The following is a 23923-nucleotide window of genomic DNA, read 5'->3' as shown; positions in this document are numbered from 1 at the left end:
CGAACACTCGCGGTCATGACCACGACCGCCCCGCACCCCACGGACCCCGGCGCGCCCCTCCTGAGCCCGCACGCGGTGCCCACGCGACCACCCGTGCGGCGCCGGTGGTGGCCGGACGCCGTGGGCTCGTTCACGTGGGTGACCTGCCTGGTCGTCGTGGCCCTGTGGGTCTCGGGCGGCGGCGTCCAGGCGCTGGGCGGGTCAGCGGCGGACGTGTGGAGCGCGGTGGGCCGCCTGATGGGTCTGGTCGCGTCGAACCTGCTGCTGCTCCAGGTGCTGGGCATGGCCCGGATCCCGTGGGCCGAGCGCGCGTTCGGTCAGGACCGCCTGGCCCGGTGGCACCGCTGGGTGGGGTTCTCGTCGTTCCACCTCATGCTCGCGCACGTCGTCGCGATCACGGTCGGGTACGCGCTCGGCAGCGGCACCGGCCTGGTCGCGCAGTTCGTGGACATGGTGCTCACGTACCCCGGCATGCTGCTCGCGCTCGCCGGGACGGTCCTGCTGGTGATGGTCGTGGCCACCTCGCTGCGCGCGGCGCGGCGCCGGCTGCGGTACGAGTCGTGGCACCTGCTGCACCTGTACGCGTACCTGGGCGCTGGGCTCGCGCTGCCGCACCAGCTGTGGACGGGGACCGACTTCGTCTCGAGCCCGTGGGCTCGCGCGTACTGGTGGACGCTGTACGGCGCCGCGCTGGGCGCGGTGGTCCTGTTCCGGCTGGTCCTGCCGTGGCGCGCGTCGGTGCGGCACGCGCTGCGCGTGGTCGCGGTGGTCCCGGACGTCGACGACACGATCCACGTGTGGCTCACGGGCCGTCGGCTGGGCGCGCTGCGCATCGCCCCCGGTCAGTTCCTGGTGCTGCGCTTCCTCACCGGCCCGGGCTGGACGCGGGCCCACCCGCTCTCGTTGTCCGCGGCCCCGAACGACCAGTTCCTGCGGGTCACCGTCGGGGTGCGCGGTGACGACGGCGCCCGGCTGGCCGCGATGCGCCCGGGCACGCGTGTGCTGTTCGAGGGCCCCTACGGCCGCCTGACGCCCCAGGCGTTGACCCGGCCCGGCGTGACCGCGCTGACCGCGGGCACGGGCGTCGCGCCGGCGCTGTCGCTGCTGGACGGACGGCGCCGCCCCGGTGACGTGCTGGTGCACCGCACGCACGCGGCCCAACCCGGGCCGCTGGGCGACGAGCTCACCGACCGGGTGCGGCACGGCCTGGTCTACGTCCCGCTGCCCGGCGCGCGGGGTGCGGCCGGCACCGCGTGGCTGCCGGCCGCGCACGCCGGGATCCCCGGCCCCACCGCCCTGGCGATGCTCTCGCCCGCCATCCGCGAGCACGACGTGGTGGTGTGCGGACCCGGTCCGTGGACCGACGCCGTGCTGGCTGACCTGCGCGCGCTCGGGCTCCCGCCCGACGCGATCCACGTCGAGCGTTACGACTGGGAGTGACCATGAAGCGCATCACCTGGTGGACCCTGAGCACCGTGAGCGGCCTGGTGCTGCTGCTCGCCTACCCCACGAGCACCAACCGCGCGGTAGCCGAGGCCGCACCCGCCGACACCTCGGGCGGCACGTCGTCCGCGGCCTCGTCGGGCGGCACGTCCGACGAGCCCGCCGCCTCGGGCGACGACGACTCCGACGACACCGCGAGCGACCCCGGGGCGTCCGGCTCCGACACCGGCTCGTCGGACACGGGCTCGTCGGACACCGGGACGTCCACGGGTCGGACCGACACGGGCTCGTCGGGCACGGGCTCGTCGGGCACCGCCGCGGACGGCACGTACACCGGTGGCGTCGCGCAGACCCGCTGGGGCCCGGTGCAGGTGGAGATCACGGTGGAGCAGGGCTCCATCAGCTCCGCGCAGGCGGTGCAGTACCCGGACGACAACCCCCGTGACCAGGCCATCAACGCCTATGCGGTGCCGCAGCTCAACAGCGAGGTGATCGCGGCGCAGAGCGCGCAGATCGACATGGTCTCGGGGGCCACCGTCACCAGCCAGGGCTACCTCGCGTCGCTGCAGGACGCGATCGACCAGGCTTTCGGCGCATGAGCGTGCAGGTGCCGGTGCGTACCGCCGGACCCGCCGCGGCCCGCCGGGCCTGGGTCGAGCAGGTGATGGGGATGCCGGTGAGCGTGCACGTGCGCGGCGAGCACGCGCACGACCGCAGCACCGCGCGTGCGGTGGGCGCGGTGTACGCCCAGCTGCGCGACGTGGACCGCACGTTCAGCCCGTACCGCCCGGACTCGCAGATCAGTCGCTACCAGCGCGGCGAGCTCGCGCTCGCGGACTGCGCCCCCGAGGTGCTCGAGGTGCACCGGCTGTGCCTGAGCGCGCTGGTGGCCACCGACGGCGCGGTCGACGCGTGGCGCTGGAGCCCGGCGGGCTACGACCCCACGGGTGTGGTCAAGGGCTGGGCGGTCGAGCGTGCGCTCACGCTGCTCGACGACGTGCCGGGTGACGTGGCGATCGACGCGGGCGGCGACCTGGCCGTGCGCGCCGACCCGGCCGGACCGGGCTGGCTCGTCGCGGTCGAGGACCCGCGCGAGCGCGGCGGGGTCGTCGCGACGGTCCGCGTGCACTCCGGGGCGGTCGCGACGTCGGGCACCGCGGCCCGCGGTCGGCACCTGATCGATCCCGCCACGCGTGAGCCCGCCGCGAACGGCGTGCTGTCCGCGACCGTCGTCGGACCGTCGCTGACCTGGGCGGACGTGTGGGCCAGCGCCGTGGCGATCCGCGGTGGCACGGGTCCGGGCGGCACCAGCGGCGTCGTCGTGCCGGCGGACGGCCCGCCGCGCACGTGGGGCTGAGCGCGCCGACGGCCCGCGCGCACGGCGGCGGGCAGGGCCGTCAGATGGAGGTCAGGGCTCGAGGAGGCTGCCGAAGCTCGGCACCGCGTCGAACAGGCCCGCGGGCCTGGCGGGCTCCCGGTCGGCCACCGTCTCGGCCAGCTCGCGTGCCGCCCGGCGGATCCGCTCCGGCAGGGGCTTCACGTCGTCGCCCGCGCCGTCGGCCCAGTCGTCGGTCGCGGCGAACACGCCCGTCCCGACGACGCCCGCGTGCAGGTACCCGAACAGGGGACGCAGCGCGTACTCGAGCACCAGCGAGTGCCGTCCGGTGCCCCCGGTCGCGCCGAGCAGCACGGGCATGCCGGCCAGCGCGTCCTTGTCGAGCACGTCCACGAACGACTTGAACAGCCCGGCGTAGGACGCCGTGTACACGGGCGTGACCGCGACGAGCCCGTCGGCCGCGCCGATCTTCGCGAGCGCGTCGGCCAGCGGACCCGATGCGAAGCCCGTGAGCGTCATGTTGACCACCTCGTGCGCGAGGTCGCGCAGCTCGATCGTCGTGACGGTCGCGGTCTGGCCGCGCGCCGCGAGCTCCTCGACCGTGGCCGCCGCGAGGCGGTCGGCGAGCAGGCGCGTCGAGGACGGCTGGCTGATGCCGGCCGAGACGACGACGAGCGAGCGGTCCTGCGTCATGAGTCCTCCTGTGCCGAAGCCCGTGCTCATCGTGTCACCGCGTCCGCAGCGGCGAGGTCGTCCTCGGCGGTCCTCCCGGTCCAGTGGTCGGCCGCGCCCACCTGCTGCGTGTGCACCTGCCCGGCGGCGCGGGCCGCGGCGACGCGCTCGGCGTGGGTGGGCGGGCCGGCGGGCACGTGCGCGGGACGCCGCGCCTCGGCCTCGCGGCGCAGCACGGGCACGACCTCCTCGGCCAGCAGGTCGATCTGCTCGAGCACGGTCTTGAGGGGCAGCCCGGCGTGGTCCATGAGGAACAGCTGGCGCTGGTAGTGCCCCACCTGCTCCCAGAACGCGCCGTACCGGTCGATGACCTGCTGCGGCGATCCGACGGTCAGCGGCGTCTCGCGCGTGAAGTCCTCCATCGACGGCCCGTGGCCGTAGACGGGCGCGTTGTCGAAGTACGGCCGGAACTCGTCCCACGCCTTCTGCGAGTCCTTGCGCATGAACACCTGACCGCCCAGCCCGACGATGGCCTGGTCGGCCGCGCCGTGCCCGTGGTGCTCGTAGCGGCGGCGGTAGAAGTTCACCATCTGCGCGGTGTGCTCCATGGGCCAGAAGATCGCGTTGTGCAGGAAGCCGTCACCGTAGAACGCGGCCTGCTCGGCGATCTCGGGCGTGCGGATCGAGCCGTGCCACACGAACGGCGGGACGCCGTCCAGCGGACGCGGCGTGGACGTGAAGCCCTGCAGCGGGGTGCGGAACTTGCCCGACCAGTCGACGACCTCCTCGGTCCACAGGCGCCGCAGCAGCGCGTAGTTCTCCACGGCGAGCGGCAGGCCCTGGCGGATGTCCTGGCCGAACCAGGGATAGACCGGGCCGGTGTTGCCGCGGCCCATCATGAGGTCCATCCGGCCGTCGGAGATGACCTGGAGCATCGCGTACTCCTCGGCCAGCCGCACCGGGTCGTTGGTCGTGATGAGCGTCGTCGCGGTGGACAGCGTGATCTGCTTCGTCACGCCGGCGAGGTAGCCGAGCATCGTCGTGGGCGACGAGGGCACGAACGGCGGGTTGTGGTGCTCACCGGTCGCGAACACGTCGAGGCCCGCCTCGTCGGCGTGCCGGGCGATCGTGAGCATCGCGCGCACGCGCTCGGTGTCGTCCGGCGTGCGGCCCGTGGTCGGGTCGGTCGTCACGTCACCGACGGAGAAGATGCCGAACTGCATCGTGATCGCCTCGTTCCTCGCTGCGTCTGACCTGCGCCAGATCCATGCGTTTGCATGTACTTGCCGCCTCAACCCGCGGTGCCCGACTCCTATTCCACGCCCGTCCGCGGTCGATCCACCAGGCAGAGCGCGGCGCAACGTTTGCCTGCCCGCGCTCCAGGTGGTGGCATTGCGGGGCGAGGGAGGCGGTGCATGGTCGACGACCAGGTCAAGGTGCTCGTCGTCGAGGACGACGCGGACACCGCACTCTTCGTGCGGACCGTGCTCGAACGCCGCGGCGGCATGGCCGTCACGGTCGCCCCTGAGCCCATGACGGCGCTCGAGCACGCCGACCGCGAGACGTTCGACGTCGTCGTCACGGACATCCAGATGCCGGGCATGACCGGGCTCCAGCTGCTCGGCGAGCTGCGCACGCGCGCGCCCGGGCTGCCGGTGATCGTCATGACCGCGTTCGCGAGCGTCGACTACGCGGTCGACGCGCTGCACCGCGAGGCCGACGACTTCCTGGTCAAGCCGCTGTCCGCCGCGACGCTCGTCGAACGCGTGACGGCCGCGGCCGAACGGGGGCGCGCCCGGCGCGTGGCCGCGACGCCCGAGGTGGTGCTCGCCGTCGGCGCGCACCCCGACGACGTCGAGATCGGCGTGGGCGCGACGCTCGCGTCGCACCGGGCGGCGGGTGCCGCGATCGTCGTGCTGACGCTCTCGGGCGGCGCGGTGGGTGGCGACTCCGACGTGCGGCGGGTCGAGGCGCTCGCGGCCGCGGGCGTCGTCGGGGCGCGCCTGTTCCTGCACGACTTCGACGACACCCGGCTGGCGACCGCGGACGGGCTGATCGCCACGATCGAGGAGACCGTCGCGCAGGTGGGGCCCACGGTCGTCTACACGCACTCGGCGCACGACCGGCACCAGGACCACCGCGCGGTGCACGAGGCCGTGCAGGTGGCCGCGCGGCAGGTGCCCTCGCTCGCGTGCTACCAGAGCCCGTCCTCGACGGTCGACTTCCGGCCCACGCGCTTCGTCACGGTCGACGGGTTCCTCGAGACCAAGCTGCAGATGCTCGCGGCGTACGCGTCGCAGCAGCACCGCAGCTACATGGCGCCCGACGCGGTGCGCGCCGCCGCGCGGTACTGGGCGCGGTTCGGCACCGGCACGTACGTCGAGCCGCTCGAGATGATCCGCGCGTCGGGGCGGGTGAGCCAGGCGGGGCCCGGCACGTCCGCGGCCGCCGACCGCTCCGACGAGCACGCCAGGGGAGACGCACGATGAGCGGCCCGAACCGGACGACGGACCCGAGGAGTCGACGCATGCGCGTGCTGGTGACCGGAGCGGGCGGAGCGGCGGGGGTCGCGGTGATCCGGTCGCTGCTGCGACGCGGCGACGTGGACGTGCTCGCCGCCGACATGGACCGGTGGGCCGCCGGGATCTACCTGGTACCCGCCGAGCACCGCCGCCTGGTCCCGCCCGGCAAGGCCGAGCACTTCATGGACAGCGTGGTGCAGATGTGCGCGGACGACGAGATCGACGTGGTCTTCCCGACGGTGGACGTCGAGCTGCCGCGCCTGGCCGCGGCGCGGGACCGGCTCACGGACGTCGGGACGCGCCTCGCGTCGCCCGCGCTGCGCACCCTGGAGGCGGCACTCGACAAGCTCGCGCTCGCGCGCGTGTGCGAACGGGCCTGCGGGCCCGCCGTGCACGTGCCCCGCACCGAGCTGGTGGGCACGCCGCAGGCCGTCTCCGGCTGGGACTTCCCGGTGATCGTCAAGCCGCGGCGCGGTGCCGGTTCGCGCGGGGTGCGCATCGTCTCGTCGCAGGCCGAGCTGGACGCCGTGCACGACGAGGAGGACCTGCTGGTCCAGGAGCTCCTGCCCGGTCAGGAGTACTCCGTGGACGTGCTCGCGGGGCTCGACGGCCGCGTGGTCGCGGCGGTTCCGCGCGCGCGGCTGCGCGTCGACTCGGGCATCGCGATCGCGGGCGTGACGCTGCACGACGAGGGTCTGATCGCCGCCGCGAGCGAGGTCGCCACCGCGATCGGGCTGACCACGGTCGGCAACGTGCAGCTCAAGCGCACCGCCGACGGCCGGCCCGGGCTGCTCGAGGTCAACCCGCGCTTCCCGGGTGCGATGCCGCTGACGATCGCCGCCGGCGTGGACATGCCGTCGATCGTGCTCGACGCGGTGCTGGGCCGGCCCGTGCCCGAGCGCGTGGAGTTCACCGAGATCGCCAACGTCCGCTACCTCGAGGACGTGTTCCTGCCGGTCGACGACGTGCTGCCCGCACCGTGACCGACGCGGCGAGCGGGCCGTCGGCCGCACCGGTCGTGGACCTGCGCGGCGACCACCACGTGCACTCGTCGTTCTCCGACGACGCGGTGCACACCCCCGCGCAGAACCTCGCGGCCGCCCGGGCGGCGGGGCTCACCGTGGTCCGCATGGTCGACCACGTGCGCGTGAGCACCACGTACGTGCCCGAGCTCGTCGCGGCGCTCGCGGCGCTCCCGCAGCACGACGACGTGCGCGTGCTGACCGGCGTCGAGGCCAAGATCCTCGACACCGCGGGCCACGTGGACGCGCCGCCCGAGGTGCTCGCGGGGCTCGGCGGCGCCGGCGGCGTGGGCCGCGTGCTGCTCGCCGACCACCAGCTGCCCGGGCCCGACGGCCCGTGGTCACCGCGCGAGACGCGCCGCCGCATGGCCGAGGGGCTCGCGGCGGCCGACGTCGTGGAGATGCTGGTCACCGCGACGGTCGCGGCCCTGCACCGCGTCGGACGCGGGCAGGTGGCCCACCCGTTCTCGCTGCTGCCCAAGATCGGCCTGTCCGACGACGACGTCACCGACGAGCTCCTGGACGCGCTCGCCGACGCCGCGCTCGCGACGGGGTCACCCGTCGAGGTCAACGAGAAGTGGCGCTGCCCGGGCCCGCGCGCCGTCGCCCGGTGGCACGCGCGCGGCGTGCGGCTGGTCGCCTCGAGCGACGCGCACGACAGCGCCGACGTCGGCCGGTACCGGTGGCTGCGCGGGGTGCCGGACGACGAGGCCGCACCGGGGACGCAGCCGTGACGTGGCACGAGTTGCTCGTCGTGACGCTCGTCGTGCTGGTGCTGCTCGGCGCGGTGCCCGTGCTCGCGGGGTTGTTCCAGTACCTCCTGGTGCCCGTGCACGCGTGGCGCAACCACCTGGACCGCTCTGCGCCGTACCTGCCCCGCGTGGTGGTCATCGTGCCCGCGTGGAACGAGGGAGCGGTGCTCGCACCGTCGCTCGAGCGCCTCATGCACCTGGAGTACCCGCCGGACCGGTTGCGCGTGCTCGTCGTCGACGACGCGTCCACCGACGACACCCCGGACGTGGTGCTGGCGAAGGCCGCCGAGCATCCCGGCCGGATCGTGCACCTGCGCCGCGAGCAGGGCGGCCAGGGCAAGGCGCACACGCTCAACCACGGCATCGCGCACGCGCTCGCGGACGACTGGATGCAGGCGCTGCTCATCATGGACGCCGACGTGATCTACCGCCCCGACTCGCTGCGCCGCATGACCCGGCACCTGGCCGACGACGAGGTGGGTGCCGTGACGGCGTTCATCCGCGAGGGCAGCGGGCGGCCCGGGAGCGTCGCACGGTTCGTGGGGTACGAGTACGTGACCGCGCAGGCCGCGGCGCGCCGTGCGCAGAACGTCATGGGCGCGATGGCGTGCCTCGCGGGCGGTGCGCAGCTGCACTCGCGGGCCAACCTCGAGGCGATCGGCGGGCGCATCGACACGAGCACGCTCGCCGAGGACACGTACTCCACGTTCCTCACGCAGCTCGACGGGCGGCGTGTGGTCTTCGAGCCCGCGGCCGTCGTGCTGGCCGAGGAGCCCGACTCGGTGCGCGCGCTGTGGAAGCAGCGCGTGCGCTGGGCGCGCGGGAACGTGCAGATCACGCGGACGTTCTCGGACGTGTGGTTCCGCCGGCCGTGGCCGCTGCGGCGCGGCGGGCAGCGGCTCGGGTCGCTCACGTTCGGCTTCGTGTGGTTCTCCGTGTACCTGCTCCCCGTGGCCATGAGCGCCGCGGCCGTCGGGCTCGTGGGGCTGTGGTTCGTCGCGCAGACCACCGCGCTGACGGCGTTCCAGGCGCTGTGGTGGGTCGCGGTCGCGGCGTACGTGTTCGTCACCGTGACCACGCTGCTGCTGGACCGCGAGACCGCGCGGCGCACGTGGTTCCAGGGCCTGACGTTCCCGGGTCTGCTGGCGCTCGTGGTGATGACGGCCGCGTGGTTCCCCGGGCTGTGGGAGGACCGCATCCCGGCGCTGTTCGGGCTGCGGATGACTGCGACGGGCCGGGACGTGTGGCAGCTGGTGCTGTACGCCTGGCCCCTGCTGGCGATGCTCGCGGCGCGCCTGGTGCGCACGGTCGAGGGCGTCCCGGTGCTGCGCGTCCTGTCCGTCCCGCTGCTGTACCTCATCGGGTTCGGGCCGCTGCTGTGCGCCATCACGCTCGACGCATACGTCAAGCAGTGGCGCGGTGCCGCGACCACCTGGGACAAGACGGTCAAGACGGGACGGGTCGTGGGATGACGGAGCCGACGAGACCCCCGGTGGGCGCACGCGGGCCGCACGACGAGGCGGTCACGGAGCACGGACGAGCGCTGCAGCGTGAGATCCGGACCGACGCCCGCCACGAGCGCCGCGTGGTGCTCGTGGCGGCACTCGTCGCGGTCCTCGCGACCGCGGCCGTGCTCGTCGTGCTGGCGGCGCTGCGATGACCGAGCGGTACGAGGGCATCTCGATCGCGGGCCGCGGGGCCCGCGACAGCCGACCCACCGCGCGACTGCTGCGGATGATCTCGCGCTACACCGGGCCCGAGGCGGGCGTGGTGGAGCGGCAGCTGCCGTTCGTGCTGGTGTACCTCGCGGCCATGGTGGTCCTGCGCGCGCTGCCGGACACCGTGACGCGGCCCGGGCTGGTCGTGGCGTCGGCGAGCCTCGCGATCGCCGTGACGCTGCTCGCGCTCGTGCTCCCGTGGCGCTCGTTGCCCGCCTGGGCGGGCGACCTGCTGCCCGTCGGGTCGCTCGTGTGCGTCGCGCTGCTGCGCGCGGGCACCGGCGGGCAGGGCTCGCTGTTCGCCGCGCTGCTGTTCGTGCCGGTCATCACGCTCGCGGCGCAGCCCGGTCGCCGCGGCATCGTGCTGGCGACCCTGGGCGCGATGCTGGTGGTCTTCACGCCCTCGCTCTTCGAGCACGGCGGGCTCGGCCGGCTCGTCGTGGCGCGGGCCGTCGTCGTCGCCGGGGTGGCGTGCTGCGTGGCGGTCGTCGCGCACGAGACCACCGAGCGGCTGCGGGTCCGCAACGCCGCGCTCAACCGGCTCCAGGTCGAGCAGCAGCGCCTGCTGGACCTGGTCCGCGCGGACGCCGAGCTCATCGCGCGCGAGGCCGCGGGCCGCGACGCGGCGTACGCGCAGCTGGTCTCGGTGATCGACGCCGCGACCGAGCAGGCCATCATCGCGACCGACGCCGACGGCATGGTGCAGGTCTTCAACGCGGGCGCCGAGCGGCTCCTGGGCTACGCGCAGGGCTCGGTGGTCGGGCGCGTCCGGCTCACCCAGTTCCACGACCCCGACGAGCTCGCGGAGCGGTACGCCGAGCTGTTCGACCACCCCGTGCGCGGTGAGGGCGAGCAGCGCGACCGTCGGCTGCTCGAGGCCGTCGTCGCCCCCAGCCGCGCGCACGGCGCGGTCCGGGACTGGACGTACGTCGCCAAGGACGGCACCGCCAAGACCGTCCGGCTCGCGGTGACCCGGCGCCATGCGACCGGCGACGCCGACGGCGGCTACGTCGTGGTCGCCACCGACGTGACCGCCGAGCGCGAGGCCGCCGCGCTCAAGGACGCGTTCGTGGGGCTGGTCAGCCACGAGCTGCGCACACCGCTGACCGCGATGCTCGGCTACCTGGAGCTGCTGCAGGACGGCCCCGACCCGCTCACCGCAGACCAGCGCGCGGACCTGGCCGTGGTCGAGCGCAACGCGCGCCGCCAGCTGCGCCTGGTGAGCGACCTGCTGCTGACCGTGCAGGTGGAGGCCGGCCGGTTCTCGATCGTCCCCGAACAGGTCGACCTCGAGGAGGTGGTCCGCTCCTCGGTCCTGTCGGTGCTGCCCGTCGCGGAGGCGTCGCGCGTCACGCTCACGGTGGAGGGCACGCCGGCCCCGCTGCACGGCGACGCGCTGCGCCTGGGGCAGGTGGTGGACAACCTGGTGACCAACGCGCTCAAGTTCACGCCCGCGCGCGGCCGCGTGACGGTCACCGTGGGCCCCGACGAGGGTGGCGGCGCGCGCCTCGAGGTCGCGGACACCGGGATGGGCATCCCGCCCGACGAGCTCGAGCAGCTCGCCGACCGCTTCTTCCGCAGCAGCAACGCGCGGCGCGCCGCGGTCCCCGGTGTGGGTCTGGGCCTGTCCATCGCCAAGGCCGTGATCGACGCGCACGGCGGCACGCTCGGCGTGAGCAGCACGCTCGGCGAGGGCACGACGTTCACCGTGGTGCTCCCGCCGCGCCCACCGGACGATCCGTCCCAGCACGCCTGACCGCGGGCCGGCTCGGCGGGCGGGCTCAGGGAGTGACGGTCTCAGGGCGTGACGGGCTCCGGCGCGGGGACGGCGGCGAAGTCGTCGGACGTCGTGAACGTCGCCACGCTCGTGTCCACGCCCGTGAACTCGGCCGACGTCGTGCCCACGTGCGGTGCGACCAGCACGCCCAGCGCGAGCAGCACCGCGACCGCGAGCCGGGCCACGGCGGCCCGGTCGGTGCCGTCGGTCGGGACGTGTGCGGGCCCCGGGGCGTCATCCCTGGAGATACGCATCCACGTGCCTCTCGTCCCGGTTCGGTGCCTTCTCCCGGCGGCGGTGCCGCGCGTCGCGCACCGCGAGCAGCTCGAGCGTACCGAGCGCCAGCAGCGGGGGCACCAGCATGACCGCGCGGCCCACGGGGGAGCTCGTCCACTCCAGCAGCCAGCCCCAGCCGGTGTGCACGTCCAGGACGATGCCCCGCACGCGGGTGTAGGGGGTCGCGTTCGGGTCGTTCTCGTCGTTCGCGTCGCCCTTGGTGATGATGTACCGGTTCTCGCGCGGCTGGTTCGTCTCCGGGTCGATCACGGGCACCATCCGGCCCGTCTCCTCGTCCTGGCGCAGCGTCGGCAGCGTGATGAGGTCGACGACGCGGTGCGTGACCAGGTTCTCCGAGCCGAGCGGCCAGAACGAGACGATCTGCCCGACCTTGAGCTGCGACGGGTCGTCGACCTTGCGCATGACGACGGCGTCGCCCGCCTCGAACACCGGCGACATGGAGCCGGACGTGACGATCAGCAGCCGCTGGTTCTGCGCCTGGAACCACAGCGGGACCGCGAGCGACGTGGCGAACGCCAACGTGCCCACCGCGACCACCACCCACAGCGCGGCCGAGACCACGGTCCGGGCGCGCGAGCGCCGTCGCCGGGGTGCGACCGGGCGGGGCCGCGGGTCGCGACGATCAGCCGGGACCGAGATCGGGTGTCGCGGCGGGCGGGGCATCAGGGTGCTGTCGGGACGACGACGATCAGGTGTTCGACTCGTTGGGGTCGGCCGGGTCGAACGTCAGCTGCATCGCGGCGAACCGGAGCGTGAGCTCGGTCTGCGTGTCCTGGTAGGAGTTGTCCGCCGCGGGGTCGAAGTCGACGCGCACGCACAGGTCCTCCGACGAGCTCGCGGAGATCTGCCGGTTGCCGAGCGCCGCGTCGGTGCCGGCCTCGCCGACGATGTCCGTGGCCGACGTGGCCAGACCCCACGTCCCGGCGGACTGGCCGAGCCGCGCGGTGGGCCCGCTCGCGTTCGCGAGCGTGCAGTCCGCCGCGTCGAGCCGGTAGATCGACAGGTGCAGCGCGCTCGACAGGTTCGCCGTGTCGCCCGCGCGGTCCGTCGCGTCGTACTGGATCGCGTACTGGTAGCGCAGCGACCCCTCGTTGCTGACGGTGACAGGGGAGACCACGGACGCGCCCGGCAGCATGTTGCCCACCGGGATCGAGAACGCGAGGTCGGCCGAGTCGATCGAGATGGTGCCGGCCGTGATCGCGGAGTTCGTCGTCGCGTCGTCGCGGAAGAACGCCGACGTCGTCAGCGAGGTCACGCCGAGCGCGGCGAGGCCGACGATCGTGACCGTGGCCCACAGCCGGCGACGGCGAGCTCGCTCGCCGGGCGCGGGCGCAGGACTCACCATCTCCTGGAGCAGGTCGTCCATCACGGCAGGAATCTCCCCGGGGCTGAGGTCGTTGGCCGAGTGCGTGCGCAAGCGCTCGGTCGATCAGGTATCGGCACGCCGACGCACCAACTGTAGGGATTGTCCCAGAGATCAGCCGTTCGTGGTCACCCGCCCTGTTCGTGCCCCGGTGCGTGGTGCCGCGGGAGGGCCGGGCGGCGCGATCTCGGAGGCGGGCACGGCCGCCGACCAGTGGAAGCCCTGGGCGCGGTCGACCCCCAGCCGGCGCAGCACCGCGGCGGTCGCCTCGTCCTCGACGCCCTCGGCCACCACGCGCAGCCCGAACGAGTGCGCGAGGTCCACCATCGCCTGGACCACGACCTCCGAGCCCTCCCGACCACCGTCGCGCAGGTCGGAGACGAACAGCCGGTCGATCTTGAGCTCGTCGACGGGCAGGTCCCGCAGCTGCGAGATGGACGTGTTGCCGATCCCGAAGTCGTCGATCGCGACCTTGACGCCCAGCTCGTCGAGCCGTTCGAGCACGGGCACGATGCGCGACCGGTCCGCGACCAGCGCGGTCTCGGTGATCTCCACCTCGACGAGCTCGGCCGGGACGTCGTGCTCGGCCAGGAGCGACTCCAGGACGTCGACCACGGCGGTCGTCGTCACGTCGTGCGCCGAGAGGTTGACCGCGACCGGCAGCGGCAGCCCTGCGGTGCGCCAGCGTGCGAGCTGCGTGATCGTCGAGCGCAGCGCGAACCGCGTGAGCTCGTGGATCACCCCCGACTGCTCCGCGAGCGGGATGAACACGTTCGGCATGAGCACGCCGCGCTCGGGGTGGATCCAGCGCATCAGCGCCTCGTAGCCCACGGTCCGGCCGGTGTCGAGCGCGATCTTCGGCTGGTAGTGCATGACCAGCTGCGACAGCTCGGGGGCCTGCTCGATCGCGGTGTGCAGGTCGCCCAGGAGCACCAGTCGCGCGGGGGAGGAGTGGTCCTCGTCGGCGTCGTAGACCGCGACGCCCGTGCGGTGGTGCTTGGCGGTGTACATCGCGACGTCGGCCGTGCGCATGAGCGACGACGCGTCGTGCGCGTGGTCCGGGATGCACGCGACGCCCACCGACGTCTCGACGTGCAGCGACATCTCGCCGAGCTGGAACGGGGGCACGAACAGCTGGCGGACGCGCCGGGCCAGGCGTTCGGCGTTCGCGACCGAGCGCACGTCGGGCAGCAGGACCGCGAACTCGTCGCCGCCGAGCCGGGCCACCACGTCCTCGTCGCGCAGCGCACCGCGCAGGCGCTCGGCCACCTGCTCGAGCAGCTCGTCGCCGTGGTCGTGGCCCAACGAGTCGTTGATGTCCTTGAACCGGTCGATGTCGAGCAGCACCAGGCCCACGCGCCCGCCCGTCGCGAGCGCGGCGTCCACGTCCTTGCGCATGCGGTCCGCGAGCAGGCGACGGTTGGGCAGGCCGGTGAGCGAGTCGAGCAGCGCGAGGCGCGCGTTCTCCAACGCGCTCGACTGCAGACGCTTGGACGTGGTGTGCACCGTCCGGAACAGCAGGAGCCAGAGCGCGACGAGCCCGCCGGCGACGACGAGCGTGACGGTGCGCCGCGCCTCGGCCAGCGCGTCCACCGCGGGCGTGTGGTCGAGCATCACCTCGGCGGCGCCGATGACCTCGCCGGCCGACGGCTCCCCGTCCGGGTCCGCGGGCGCCAGGTCCGCCACGGGCGTCCCGGCGACGTCGAGCGCGTCCGCCGCGCGGACCGGGACGTAGACGTCCAGGACCTCGCGGATCGTCGCGCCGACCGTCGACGTCCCCTCGAGGCGGCTGACGTCGTCGAGGACGCGCGCGTCCGACGACCCGCTCTCCATGACCCGGCTGAGCCGCTCGGTGTCCGGGAAGCCGACACGCGCATCCGTCGAGCTGTACATCAGCACGCCCGTGGTGCTCCACAGGCGCAGCTCCACGATGCGTGAGCCGAACCCCGAGGTGGCACCCTCGACCGCGTCGCGCTGCTCGGGCGTGAGCAGGCCCTCCGTGAACGCCCCCGCGGGCAGCGGCGCGACCGCGTAGGCCATGACCGAGGCCGCGGACTGCGTGCCGTCCCGGACCGACTGCTGCTGCATGACGTTCGACGTGACCCACACGAGCGCGACGCCGAGCGCGGACATGGCGACGACGCTGACCACGCCGAAGTAGCGCGTCAGCGACCACCGTCGCCGTGCGGCGCTCCGGGGCACTGCGACCTCCGCCCTTCGGCGGGAGGGTGCCCGCCGAACGTCCGTTGACGCCGACCCTAGGCGCACGGGTCGCTCGCCGCGAGAACCCCGGTCCGGATTCGCCCGGTTGTCACGTGTCGCACGTCCGCCCGGGCCCGCGCCCGACCGTCCGCGCGGATGCGGGAACGTCCCGGTGCGGGCGATGGTTGGGGCAGGCGGAGACGGGCGCCCGCCCGTCCGGACGGAGGTCGCGGTGGCGTACGAGGTGAGCAGGAGCGACCAGGAGTGGGCCCTCGAGCTGAGCCCGCAGGAGTTCGACGTGCTGCGTCGGGCCGGGACCGAGCGCGCGTGGACGGGGGCGCTGCTCGACGAGAAGCGCACCGGCGTCTACCGGTGCCGCGCGTGCCAGGCCGAGCTGTTCGCGTCGGACGCCAAGTTCGACTCGCACTGCGGCTGGCCGAGCTTCTTCACGCCGCTCGCGGGCGACGCGGTCGAGCTGGTGGAGGACCGCTCGCACCACATGGTGCGCACCGAGGTGCGGTGCGCACGGTGCGGTTCGCACCTGGGGCACGTGTTCGACGACGCCCCGCAGACGCCCACGGGTGACCGGTTCTGCATGAACTCGGTGAGCCTGACGTTCGAGCCCGCGGACGGCTGAGCACGCCGCGCGGGCCCGGCGGTCACCCGGACGCCGGACCCGCACGGACCGCGCCGCCGCGCGCGTGTCCCCCGGACGTGCGACGCGCCGTCTCACATGAGACGAGGCACTGAAGAAGGAGCCCCCGGCTGCCGATAATGAGGGCATGGAACAGGTGCTGACGGTGCGGCGGTGGAGGCGCTACGGCGCCGACCGCCTGTACGTCACGCACGAGACGGGCGCACGCGTCGGCTCGATCGACCTGCAGTCCGGCGAGGTCGTCGTCGAGGAGCCCGAGCTCGAGGAGCAGCTCCGGCTCGCCGCGCAGGAGTTCCTGCGCTCGGACGCCAACGAGCTCACGCTGCCCATGCCGCGTCAACCGTTCAGCGAGCCCGAGCGCACGGCCCTCACGGCCTGGCTCGGCCCGGTCGACGACGAGCCGCGCGGGCAGCGCGGCGCACCCCTGCGTCAGCGGCTGGAGCGGCTGTACGCCGAGGGCTGGCACGTCATCCACGACGTCCCGCTCGGCCGGCAGGGCACGGTCGTCGAGCACCTGCTGATCGGTCCCGGCGGCATCTTCACGGTCGCGGAGCGCGGCCGACCCGGTGAACACGTCGATGTGGTCGACCGCCGCATGCTCGTCGACGGTGCGCCCGTGGGCCTGCTGCACGCCGCGCGCATGGAGGCCGCACGCGTGCAGGGCCTGCTGCTGCAGGCGGGCTGCGCGGACATCCGCGTGCGGTCGATGACCGTCGTGCGTGGTGAGCTCGGTCTGGACGGCGACGCGGACGAGACGCTCGTCGTGACGCGCGCGACCATGCCCCGCACCGTGCGGAGCCTGCCGGTGGCGCTCGAGCCCGACCGCGTCGCGGCCATCGCGAACGTCGCGCGGCAGCGCATCACCTGGGCACGCTGACCGTCCCGGCGCGCTGACCTGCGCCGACGTCCGGACGCACCCGGATGGGTGGCAGCACCCAGAGGGGCGGCGTGTCTCACCCGTTCGGCTCAGCGTTCGCCCGGCCGAACCGTTCCCAGGACCGCCCCGCACGGTCCAAGATGTGCCCGTGGACGACGACCTGCAGCAGCTGGAGCGCGAGCTCGGGCTGTTCCTGCGCCGGGCGACGGCGTCGTCGGCCGCGATGGCCCGGATGGTGCACCCGGAGCTCGAGCCCGCGGCCTACGAGCTGCTCGCGCTGATCGGCCGCACGCCCGACGTCCGGGCGAGCGACATCGCCGCCTACATCGGCGTGGGTCGCGGCACGATGTCGCGTCAGCTGGCGCGCCTGAGCGCGCTCGGGCTGATCGTCCGGGTGACGGACCCCGACGACTTCCGTGGCCAGCTGCTGTCCCTCACGCCCCTGGGTCAGGAGCGGCTGGCCGGCGCCCAGCGCGCGCGCCAGACGTTCCTCGGGAACGCGCTGGACGGCTGGGCGCCGGACCAGATCACGCTGCTCACGGCCCAGCTGGGCCGGCTGAACCGCGACCTGACCTCCGCCTGGACGACGCAGACCCCGGCACGCGAGCGCACCGGGGTCTGAGCCCGACCAGGCTGCGCCGGGTCAGCGGCGCGCGTCCGCGAGCTCGTCGGTCACGGGTGCCACCGCGGCGGCCGCGTCCTCCTCGAGACGCTGCTCGACACCGGAGCGGTGACCGAGCGGGATCTCCTTGAGGAACAGCACCGCGACCAGCGAGATCAGGGCCACGGGCGTCGCGACGAGGAACAGGTCCGCGATCGAGTCACCGAACGCGCGCTCGACGACCACGCGCACCGGCTCCGGCAGCGTGGCCAGGTCCGGGAGCGTGCCGCCCGATCCCATCGCCGCGGGGTCGATGCCGATCGCCGCGAGCCCCTTGCCGATCATGTCCGTCGAGCGGCTGGACAGGATCGCGCCGAGCGCCGAGACACCGATCGCGCCGCCCAGGGTCCGGAAGAACGCGACGGTCGCGGTGCCGGAGCCGACCTCCGAGACGTGCAGCGTGTTCTGCGCCGCGAGCACCAGGTTCTGCATGAGCATGCCGACGCCGGCGCCGAGCACCACCATGTACACGCTCACGAGCAGGAAGCTCGTGTCGTAGTGGATGGTGCCCATGAGGCCCAGACCCACGGTGAGCAGCGACGCGCCCACGAGCATGAACCGCTTGTACCGGCCCGTGCGGGTGATCACCTGGCCGCTGAGGGTCGAGGCGACGAGCATGCCCAGGATCATCGGGATGGTCATGAGGCCGGACTCGGTGGGCGTCTTGCCCCGGGCCAGCTGCATGTACTGGCCCAGGAACACCGAGGTGCCGAACATCGCGATGCCCACCGCGACGCTCGCGACCACCGCGAGCACGAGCGTGCGGTTGCGGAACAGGTGCAGCGGGATGATCGGCTCGGCAGCGCGGTGCTCGGCCCACACCGCCAGCGCGAGCGTGAGCACGGAGCCCCCGACCATGGCGGCGGTCTGCCACGAGATCCAGGCGAACGAGTCGCCCGCGAACGTGATCCACAGCAGGAGCAGCGCGATGCCGACCGAGATCAGGCCCGCGCCCAGGTAGTCGATGCGCACCACGCGGCGGCGCAGCGGCGGCAGGTGCAGCGTGCGCTGCAGCACGACGATCGCGGCGATCGCGAACGGCAGCCCGACGAAGAAGTTCGCGCGCCAGCCGAGCGAGGAGTCCGTCAGCACGCCGCCGAGCAGCGGCCCGCCGACCATGCTCACGCCCATCACGGCGCCCATGAGCCCCATGTACCGGCCGCGCTCACGCGGGCTGATGATGTCCGCGATCAGCACGGTGCCCAGCGCGGTGAGCCCACCGGCGCCGATGCCCTGCAGCGCGCGCATCCCGATGAGCATCGCCGTGTCGTGCGAGAGGCCTGCGAGCGCGGAGGAGATCACGGTGATGCCGAGCGCGAGCTGGATGAGCAGCTTGCGGTTGACCAGGTCGGCGAGCTTGCCCCAGATGGGGGTCGAGATCGTGGTGGTCAGCAGCGTCGCGGTGACCACCCAGGTGAACGCGGACTGCGTGCCGCCCAGGTCGGTGATGATCTTGGGCAGCGAGGAGGACACGACGCTCGTCGCCAGGATCGAGACGAACATCCCGAGCAGGATCCCGGACAGGGACTCGAGGACCTCGCGTCGGGTCATGGTGGGCGCGGTCGGCTCGTCGGGTGCGGCCACGGACGGTTCCGCGGCGGACTTCTCGGTGGACATGCTCATGGTGCTCGCTTCTTCTCGCTGGGTCGGTTCTCGTCCCCGGCGTCGTCGGCGGGTGGCAGGTGGGACGGGTCAGACGGCGCGCAGCGCGCGCTCGCGCGCGGGTGGTGCGGAGGCCTCGTCGATCGTGCGGGACAGCCGGTGCAGCGTCGCGGCCGCGTCGGCCACGTCCTGCGGGTCCCATCCGGCGAAGATCTCACCGGTGCGCCGGACCAGGGCCGCGTCGATCTCGCGGGAGCGCTCGCGGCCGAGGGGGGTCAGCCGGAGCGCGCGGGCGCGCTTGTCGCCGGTGCCCACGGTGCGCTCGACCAGGCCCTCCTCGACCAGCTGGCTGACGTGCCGGCTCGCGACCGAGGTGTCCACGCGCATGACCTGGGCGACGTCACCGACCTGCGTGCTGCGCCCGGCACGGTCCCGCTCGGCGAGCACGCGGACCAGCGTCGCCGTCGAGCGGCTGCACTCGGCGTCGCGGACCAGCAGGCCCGCGGCCTCGCGCAGCGTGCGCCAGAACACCTCGAGCTGGCGCAGCAGGTCCTGCTCGGGTCCGGCCTGCGGCGGGGGCGTGGTCACGCGGTCCTCCTGTGGTTGTTGCATGCAACTATATGTCAACTTGCGTGCGTCATACAACCTTCTGCCCGGATGAAAGCACGAGGCCGTGGCCCGGGGCAGGGGACCCGGACCACGGCGCTCGTGCGGACGCGCAGGTCAGCGCGTCACGGGGTGGACTCCCGCATCCGGCGGGAGACCTTGACGGACTCCATGTCCTCGAGCTCGACGCCCTTGGTCTCCGGCACCTTCCACAGCGTGAAGAAGAAGGACAGGACCGCGAACACGGCGTACATCAGGTAGGGGACCGTCGCGCCGAACGCACCCAGCAGCGGCGGGAAGGAGATGGTGATGAGGAAGTTGGCCACCCACTGCGCGGCGGCCGCCACGCCGAGCGCCGCGGCGCGGATGCGGTTGGGGAACATCTCGCCCAGCAGCACCCACACGAGCGGGCCCCACGACGCCCCGAAGAACACCACGAACAGGTTCGCGGCGATCAGCGCGGTGGTGCCCCAGCCGCCCGGCAGCTGCGTCATCATCTCGCCCGCGTTGGCGGGGTCGGGGACCTCGGTCGACTGCGTGAACGCGAGCGCCATGACGCCCAGGCACAGCGCCATGCCCGCCGAACCGGCCAGGAGCATCGGGCGGCGGCCCACCTTGTCCACGAGGGCGATCGCCACGAGCGTCACCACGACGTTGGTCACCGCGGTGATCGTGGAGTACGTGAACGAGTCGCTCTCCGCGAAGCCCACGGCCTGCCACAGCGTGTTCGAGTAGTAGAAGATCACGTTGATCCCGACGAACTGCTGGAACACCGAGAGCAGGATCCCGACCCACACCACGGGAAGCAGCCCGAACCGGGGGCCGCGCAACGTCGCCTGCGACGCGAGCTCCGCATCGGCCCGGATGGTGTTCTCGATCTCCCCGACGCGCTCCTGCGCGGCGTCGCGCGAGCCGAGGACCTGCGTGAGCACGTCGACCGCCTCGTCGCGCCGGCCCTTCGCGACGAGGTAGCGCGGGGACTCGGGGATGCGCAGCGCGAGGATGCCGTACACCGTGGCCGGGATCACGGCGACCATGAACATCCAGCGCCACGCCTCGAGCCCGAACCACAGCTCACCCGACGCGTCGGCGCCCTCGCCCGGGGTCGCGACCGCGAGCACCTGGTCCGCGAGCAGCGCCGCGAAGATGCCGAGCACGATCGCGAGCTGCTGCAGGCTGCCCAGGCGGCCGCGGATCGCTGCGGGCGCGATCTCCGCGATGTACGCGGGTGCGATCACCGACGCGATGCCGATGCCCAGCCCGGCCATGAACCGCCACAGGATGAGGTCCCACACGCCGAACGCGATGCCGGACAGGATCGAGGACACGAAGAACAGCACCGCGCCCAGGAACATCACGCGCGTGCGGCCCCACCGGTCGGCGAGCCGGCCGCCCAGCCACGCGCCGAGCGCGCAGCCCAGCAGCGCGACCGCGACCGCGAAGCCCGACAGCGCGTCGCTCAGCTCGAACTGCTCGGTGAACGCCTTGACCGCTCCGTTGATGACCGAGCTGTCGAACCCGAACAGGAACCCGCCGACCGCGGCGGCGACAGCCAGACCCACGGCCTTGCCGTGGTACGGGCTGCGCCCCGCCCTGTCGGGTGCGGCTGCTGCTGAAGACATGTCGTCGGCCCCTTCCTGCTCCGGGCCCGCGGTGGCGACCCCCGGGCTCCACCCTCACCCCGCGCGCGGGACGCTGCACGTCGAGCGGGCGTACGCTCACGCGACCGGCCCGCCGGCCGGGACGGACCGGGTCGGGCCCGGGGCGACGGTGGGGAGCAGGCGACCATGGACGACGAGCGACGCCGGCCGCGCCGACCCGCGATGCTCGACCCGCAGGCGGCCGACGAGCTGCCCGGCGAGCTCGATCCCGCGCTGCGCTCCGAGGTGGCGCACACCACAGCCGCGGCGCTGGTCCACCAGGGCCGCTCGACCGAGGACCCGCAGGTGGTGGCACGACTGGTCGCGCTCGTCGAGACCGAGGGCCTGGACGTGGTCGCCGCGCTCTGGTCCGACAGTCCGCCGCAGACCCTGCCGGGTGCGCTGTGGCGCCTGTACGTGCTGCGCGAGTGGGTGCGCCGCGACCCGGACACCGTCGCGGACCGCTACCGGCAAGGGGTCGCGGCCGTGCCCGTGCACGACGCGGTCGCGGGTGTCGCGCAGGCGCCGGGCCCGCAGGACGTGCGCACCGTGGCCGATGCGGTGCTCTCGGGCGTGTACACCGGTGACCTGGCGGTCGCGCTCGAGCGGGCCGGGGCGTTCTGCCGGGTGCTGGCCGCGGGTGCGGCGTTCGACGCGGACCACCTGGACCACGTGGACCCGCGGGGTGCGGCGCGCATGACCTACGGCGCGTCCGCGCTGCTGCGCACCGCCGAGGAGCTCGAGCACGCCGCCACGCTCTGGCGCGCCGACCGCCTCGACTGACCGGCGTCCCACCCCCGCCGAGCTGGCGTCCAGGTACCAGTTCGGCGGGAGAGAGAGGGGGTCAGCCGAGGAGGGGGCCCAGGAGCCAGGTGAACATCGCCGCCACCAGGGCCGCCGCCGGGATGGTCAGCACCCACGCGATCGCGATGTTCTTGGCGACGCCCCAGCGCACGGCCGACAGGCGCTTGGTCGCGCCGACGCCCATGATCGCCGAGGTGATCGTGTGCGTCGTCGAGATCGGCGCGTGCAGCACGAACGCGTTGACGTAGAGCACGGTCGCGGAGACCGACTCGGCGACGAAGCCGCGCGCCGGGTCGAGCTCGATGATCTTGCGGCCGAGCGTGCGCATGATGCGCCAGCCGCCCGAGTACGTGCCCGCGGAGATCGCGCCCGCTGCGGCGAGCTTGACCCACAGCGGGATCTGGCCCGGCGTCGCCCAGCCGACCGCCGCGAGCGCCATGACGATGACGCCCATGGTCTTCTGCGCGTCCTGCAGGCCGTGGCCGAGTGCCATGGCGGCCGCGGACACGGTCTGCGCGACGCGGAACCGGCGCATGGTGGGGGCGGGCGCGGCGCTCTTGATGACCCAGAGCAGGCCCACCATCAGCGCGAACGCGAGCGTGAACCCGACCAGCGGGGAGAAGATCATCGGCAGGACGACCTTCTCGATGATCGCCGAGCCGTAGATGCTCAGCCCACCCGCGAGGCCGGCGCCCACGAGCCCGCCGATGAGGGCGTGCGTCGAGGACGACGGCAGTCCCAGCCACCACGTGATGAGGTTCCACGTGATGGCTCCGACCAGCGCGCACAGCACCACGGTCAGCTGCTCATGGGGCCGGGCGTCGGTGAGGTGGACGATCGACGTGGCGATCGTCTCCGCGACGTCGGTGCCCAGCAGCGCACCCGCGAAGTTCATGACCGCGGCCATGATGAGCGCGGCCCGCGGGGTCAGGGCCCGGGTGGAGACGGACGTCGCGATCGCGTTCGCGGCGTCGTGGAAACCGTTGGTGTAGTCGAAGCCGAGCGCGAGCGCGACGACGAAGATGGCGAGCGCGACCTCCACGGGAGCTCAGGACTCCTTGAGCGCGATCGTCTCGACCGCGTTTGCGACCTTCTCGAACGCGTCGGCCGCGTCCTCCAGGGTCTCCACGATCTCCTTGAGCTTCATGAGCAGGATCGGGTCGGCGATCTCGTCGAACATCTGCGCGAGGAGCTTGCGGTGCGACTTGTCCGCCTGGTTCTCGAGGCGGTTGACCTCGACCCAGTACTCCTTGAGCGAGTCCATCGAGCGCAGCCGGGGCATGGCCTCCGCGGTCAGCTCGGCGGCGCGCTGGAGCACCTGCACCTGGTCGGCCACACGGGCCGGCAGCTCGCCGACCTTGTACAGGACCATGAGGTCCGCGGCCTCGTCCATGTAGTCCATGCAGTCGTCGAGCGCCGAGGCGAGCATGTAGATGTCGTCGCGGTCGAACGGCGTCACGAACGTCTGGTTCAGCCGACGCATGATCTGGTGCGTCGCCTCGTCGGCCTGGTGCTCGGCCTCCGCGATGCGCTTGTTGAGGTCCTTGCGCTCGGCGGGCGTGGCGCCCAGCATCTGGCTGAGCAGGTTCGCGCCTGTCACCAGGTGGAGCGCCGAGGCGGCGAAGAGGTCGAAGAACGTGGTGTCGCGCGGTGTCAGGCGCAGGCGCACGGGAGGCTCCGGAGGAGGGGGAACGGGCGGGCTCAGGCTAGGACACGGGGCGGGAGAACCGGAAACGGCACCCGACCACCGCGTGAACCCATGGTGACAGGGTCAGCCTGCCACACGCTGGGGTTCGCCTGAGAGTTCACTGTCACCCGACCGCCATGGGGTCGACCGGGACCTGCGTCCCGCACGTCCGGGTGTGCCAGGGGCATGTCGGACGGGGTGTGAGCGACGCCGGACCGGGAGCGCCTCTCGGCGCGTCGCCGCTCGAAGCGGCTGAAGATGGAGCCCGGGGCTACCGCGGCCCGGCG

General features: G+C 73.4%; 24 protein-coding genes. 13 read left to right on the top strand and 11 right to left on the bottom strand.

Going from position 1 to position 23923, the window contains the following annotated elements:
* Nucleotides 1-15 precede the first annotated feature (15 nt).
* From CELGI_RS13435 to CELGI_RS13425, 3 genes are read left to right on the top strand one after another with little or no spacing between them, the layout of a single operon-like run.
* Nucleotides 16-1440 (top strand): ferredoxin reductase family protein, encoded by a 1425-nt coding sequence (locus tag CELGI_RS13435; protein WP_013884681.1) that lies wholly within the window; start codon nucleotides 16-18, stop codon nucleotides 1438-1440.
* A 2-nt stretch (nucleotides 1441-1442) separates the two neighbouring features.
* Complete coding sequence (locus tag CELGI_RS13430; RefSeq protein WP_013884680.1) at nucleotides 1443-2042, top strand: FMN-binding protein; 600 nt, start codon at nucleotides 1443-1445, stop codon at nucleotides 2040-2042.
* Nucleotides 2039-2800 carry an FAD:protein FMN transferase gene (locus tag CELGI_RS13425; RefSeq protein WP_013884679.1) on the top strand — a complete coding sequence of 254 codons (762 nt, stop codon included), beginning with the start codon at nucleotides 2039-2041 and terminating at the stop codon, nucleotides 2798-2800. Before CELGI_RS13430 ends, CELGI_RS13425 begins: the two co-directional genes overlap by 4 nt.
* Before the next feature lie 51 nt (nucleotides 2801-2851).
* Here CELGI_RS13425 and CELGI_RS13420 read toward each other — a convergent pair whose 3' ends face one another.
* Both CELGI_RS13420 and CELGI_RS13415 read right to left on the bottom strand, forming a co-directional pair.
* A complete protein-coding gene (locus CELGI_RS13420; protein ID WP_013884678.1) occupies nucleotides 2852-3472 on the bottom strand; it encodes a CE1759 family FMN reductase in 621 nt (206 codons plus the stop codon).
* A 26-nt stretch (nucleotides 3473-3498) separates the two neighbouring features.
* Nucleotides 3499-4674 (bottom strand): LLM class flavin-dependent oxidoreductase, encoded by a 1176-nt coding sequence (locus CELGI_RS13415; protein WP_013884677.1) that lies wholly within the window; start codon nucleotides 4672-4674, stop codon nucleotides 3499-3501.
* Nucleotides 4675-4866: 192 nt separating this feature from the next.
* On the opposite strand from CELGI_RS13415, the gene CELGI_RS13410 reads away from it, so the two are divergent.
* The 6 genes from CELGI_RS13410 to CELGI_RS13390 are packed head-to-tail and all read left to right on the top strand — an operon-like array spanning nucleotide 4867 to nucleotide 11221.
* Nucleotides 4867-5940 (top strand): response regulator, encoded by a 1074-nt coding sequence (locus CELGI_RS13410; RefSeq protein WP_013884676.1) that lies wholly within the window; start codon nucleotides 4867-4869, stop codon nucleotides 5938-5940.
* 38 nt (nucleotides 5941-5978) lie between these two features.
* Nucleotides 5979-6956, top strand: coding sequence for an ATP-grasp domain-containing protein (locus CELGI_RS13405; protein WP_013884675.1), 978 nt, complete (start codon nucleotides 5979-5981; stop codon nucleotides 6954-6956).
* Entirely contained in the window at nucleotides 6953-7729 is a 777-nt protein-coding gene (locus CELGI_RS13400) for a PHP domain-containing protein (protein WP_013884674.1), read from the top strand. Before CELGI_RS13405 ends, CELGI_RS13400 begins: the two co-directional genes overlap by 4 nt.
* Nucleotides 7726-9219: a glycosyltransferase gene (locus tag CELGI_RS13395; protein WP_013884673.1), complete on the top strand. Its 1494-nt coding sequence runs from the start codon at nucleotides 7726-7728 to the stop codon at nucleotides 9217-9219. The genes CELGI_RS13400 and CELGI_RS13395 overlap by 4 nt, the downstream gene beginning before the upstream one ends.
* Nucleotides 9216-9407, top strand: coding sequence for a hypothetical protein (locus tag CELGI_RS17170; RefSeq protein WP_013884672.1), 192 nt, complete (start codon nucleotides 9216-9218; stop codon nucleotides 9405-9407). Before CELGI_RS13395 ends, CELGI_RS17170 begins: the two co-directional genes overlap by 4 nt.
* Nucleotides 9404-11221 carry a sensor histidine kinase gene (locus CELGI_RS13390; RefSeq protein ID WP_013884671.1) on the top strand — a complete coding sequence of 606 codons (1818 nt, stop codon included), beginning with the start codon at nucleotides 9404-9406 and terminating at the stop codon, nucleotides 11219-11221. The genes CELGI_RS17170 and CELGI_RS13390 overlap by 4 nt, the downstream gene beginning before the upstream one ends.
* A 41-nt stretch (nucleotides 11222-11262) precedes the next feature.
* Here the strand turns inward: CELGI_RS13390 and CELGI_RS17165 are convergent, their stop codons facing one another.
* The 4 genes from CELGI_RS17165 to CELGI_RS13375 all read right to left on the bottom strand — a co-directional run bounded on the left by CELGI_RS17165 (nucleotide 11263) and on the right by CELGI_RS13375 (nucleotide 15104).
* Nucleotides 11263-11496: a hypothetical protein gene (locus CELGI_RS17165; protein ID WP_013884670.1), complete on the bottom strand. Its 234-nt coding sequence runs from the start codon at nucleotides 11494-11496 to the stop codon at nucleotides 11263-11265.
* On the bottom strand, nucleotides 11477-12202 hold the full coding sequence (locus CELGI_RS13385) for a signal peptidase I (protein ID WP_081465380.1): 726 nt from the start codon (nucleotides 12200-12202) through the stop codon (nucleotides 11477-11479). Before CELGI_RS13385 ends, CELGI_RS17165 begins: the two co-directional genes overlap by 20 nt.
* 25 nt (nucleotides 12203-12227) lie before the next feature.
* On the bottom strand, nucleotides 12228-12905 hold the full coding sequence (locus CELGI_RS13380) for a TasA family protein (RefSeq protein WP_013884668.1): 678 nt from the start codon (nucleotides 12903-12905) through the stop codon (nucleotides 12228-12230).
* Between the two features lie 111 nt (nucleotides 12906-13016).
* Entirely contained in the window at nucleotides 13017-15104 is a 2088-nt protein-coding gene (locus tag CELGI_RS13375) for a putative bifunctional diguanylate cyclase/phosphodiesterase (RefSeq protein ID WP_013884667.1), read from the bottom strand.
* 232 nt (nucleotides 15105-15336) lie between these two features.
* Between CELGI_RS13375 and msrB the strand changes: the two genes are divergently transcribed.
* The 3 genes from msrB (at nucleotide 15337) to CELGI_RS13360 (ending at nucleotide 17258) form a co-directional block, all read left to right on the top strand.
* Nucleotides 15337-15741 carry a peptide-methionine (R)-S-oxide reductase MsrB gene (gene msrB / locus CELGI_RS13370; protein ID WP_013884666.1) on the top strand — a complete coding sequence of 135 codons (405 nt, stop codon included), beginning with the start codon at nucleotides 15337-15339 and terminating at the stop codon, nucleotides 15739-15741.
* A 145-nt stretch (nucleotides 15742-15886) separates the two neighbouring features.
* Nucleotides 15887-16636, top strand: a complete 750-nt coding sequence (locus tag CELGI_RS13365; protein WP_013884665.1) for a nuclease-related domain-containing protein — start codon at nucleotides 15887-15889, stop codon at nucleotides 16634-16636.
* 148 nt (nucleotides 16637-16784) lie between these two features.
* Nucleotides 16785-17258 (top strand): MarR family winged helix-turn-helix transcriptional regulator, encoded by a 474-nt coding sequence (locus CELGI_RS13360; RefSeq protein ID WP_013884664.1) that lies wholly within the window; start codon nucleotides 16785-16787, stop codon nucleotides 17256-17258.
* A gap of 21 nt (nucleotides 17259-17279) precedes the next feature.
* Here CELGI_RS13360 and CELGI_RS13355 read toward each other — a convergent pair whose 3' ends face one another.
* From CELGI_RS13355 to CELGI_RS13345, 3 genes are all read right to left on the bottom strand, one after another.
* Nucleotides 17280-18914, bottom strand: a complete 1635-nt coding sequence (locus tag CELGI_RS13355) for an MFS transporter (protein WP_013884663.1) — start codon at nucleotides 18912-18914, stop codon at nucleotides 17280-17282.
* A 75-nt stretch (nucleotides 18915-18989) separates the two neighbouring features.
* A complete protein-coding gene (locus CELGI_RS13350; protein WP_013884662.1) occupies nucleotides 18990-19487 on the bottom strand; it encodes a MarR family winged helix-turn-helix transcriptional regulator in 498 nt (165 codons plus the stop codon).
* Nucleotides 19488-19630: 143 nt separating this feature from the next.
* Entirely contained in the window at nucleotides 19631-21127 is a 1497-nt protein-coding gene (locus tag CELGI_RS13345; RefSeq protein WP_013884661.1) for a sugar porter family MFS transporter, read from the bottom strand.
* 201 nt (nucleotides 21128-21328) lie between these two features.
* On the opposite strand from CELGI_RS13345, the gene CELGI_RS13340 reads away from it, so the two are divergent.
* Nucleotides 21329-21928 (top strand): hypothetical protein, encoded by a 600-nt coding sequence (locus tag CELGI_RS13340; RefSeq protein WP_041574764.1) that lies wholly within the window; start codon nucleotides 21329-21331, stop codon nucleotides 21926-21928.
* 61 nt (nucleotides 21929-21989) lie between these two features.
* On the opposite strand, the gene CELGI_RS13335 is transcribed toward CELGI_RS13340, so the two are convergent.
* Nucleotides 21990-22991 carry an inorganic phosphate transporter gene (locus CELGI_RS13335; RefSeq protein ID WP_013884659.1) on the bottom strand — a complete coding sequence of 334 codons (1002 nt, stop codon included), beginning with the start codon at nucleotides 22989-22991 and terminating at the stop codon, nucleotides 21990-21992.
* Nucleotides 22992-22997: 6 nt separating this feature from the next.
* Nucleotides 22998-23618, bottom strand: coding sequence for a DUF47 domain-containing protein (locus tag CELGI_RS13330; RefSeq protein ID WP_013884658.1), 621 nt, complete (start codon nucleotides 23616-23618; stop codon nucleotides 22998-23000).
* Between the last annotated feature and the right edge of the window lie 305 nt (nucleotides 23619-23923).

Origin of the sequence: Cellulomonas gilvus ATCC 13127, assembly GCF_000218545.1 — a bacterium.
GTDB lineage: Bacteria > Actinomycetota > Actinomycetes > Actinomycetales > Cellulomonadaceae > Cellulomonas > Cellulomonas gilvus.
Note: the sequence above shows the minus strand (reverse complement) of the source record. Positions and strands in the feature narration are given on the sequence as shown.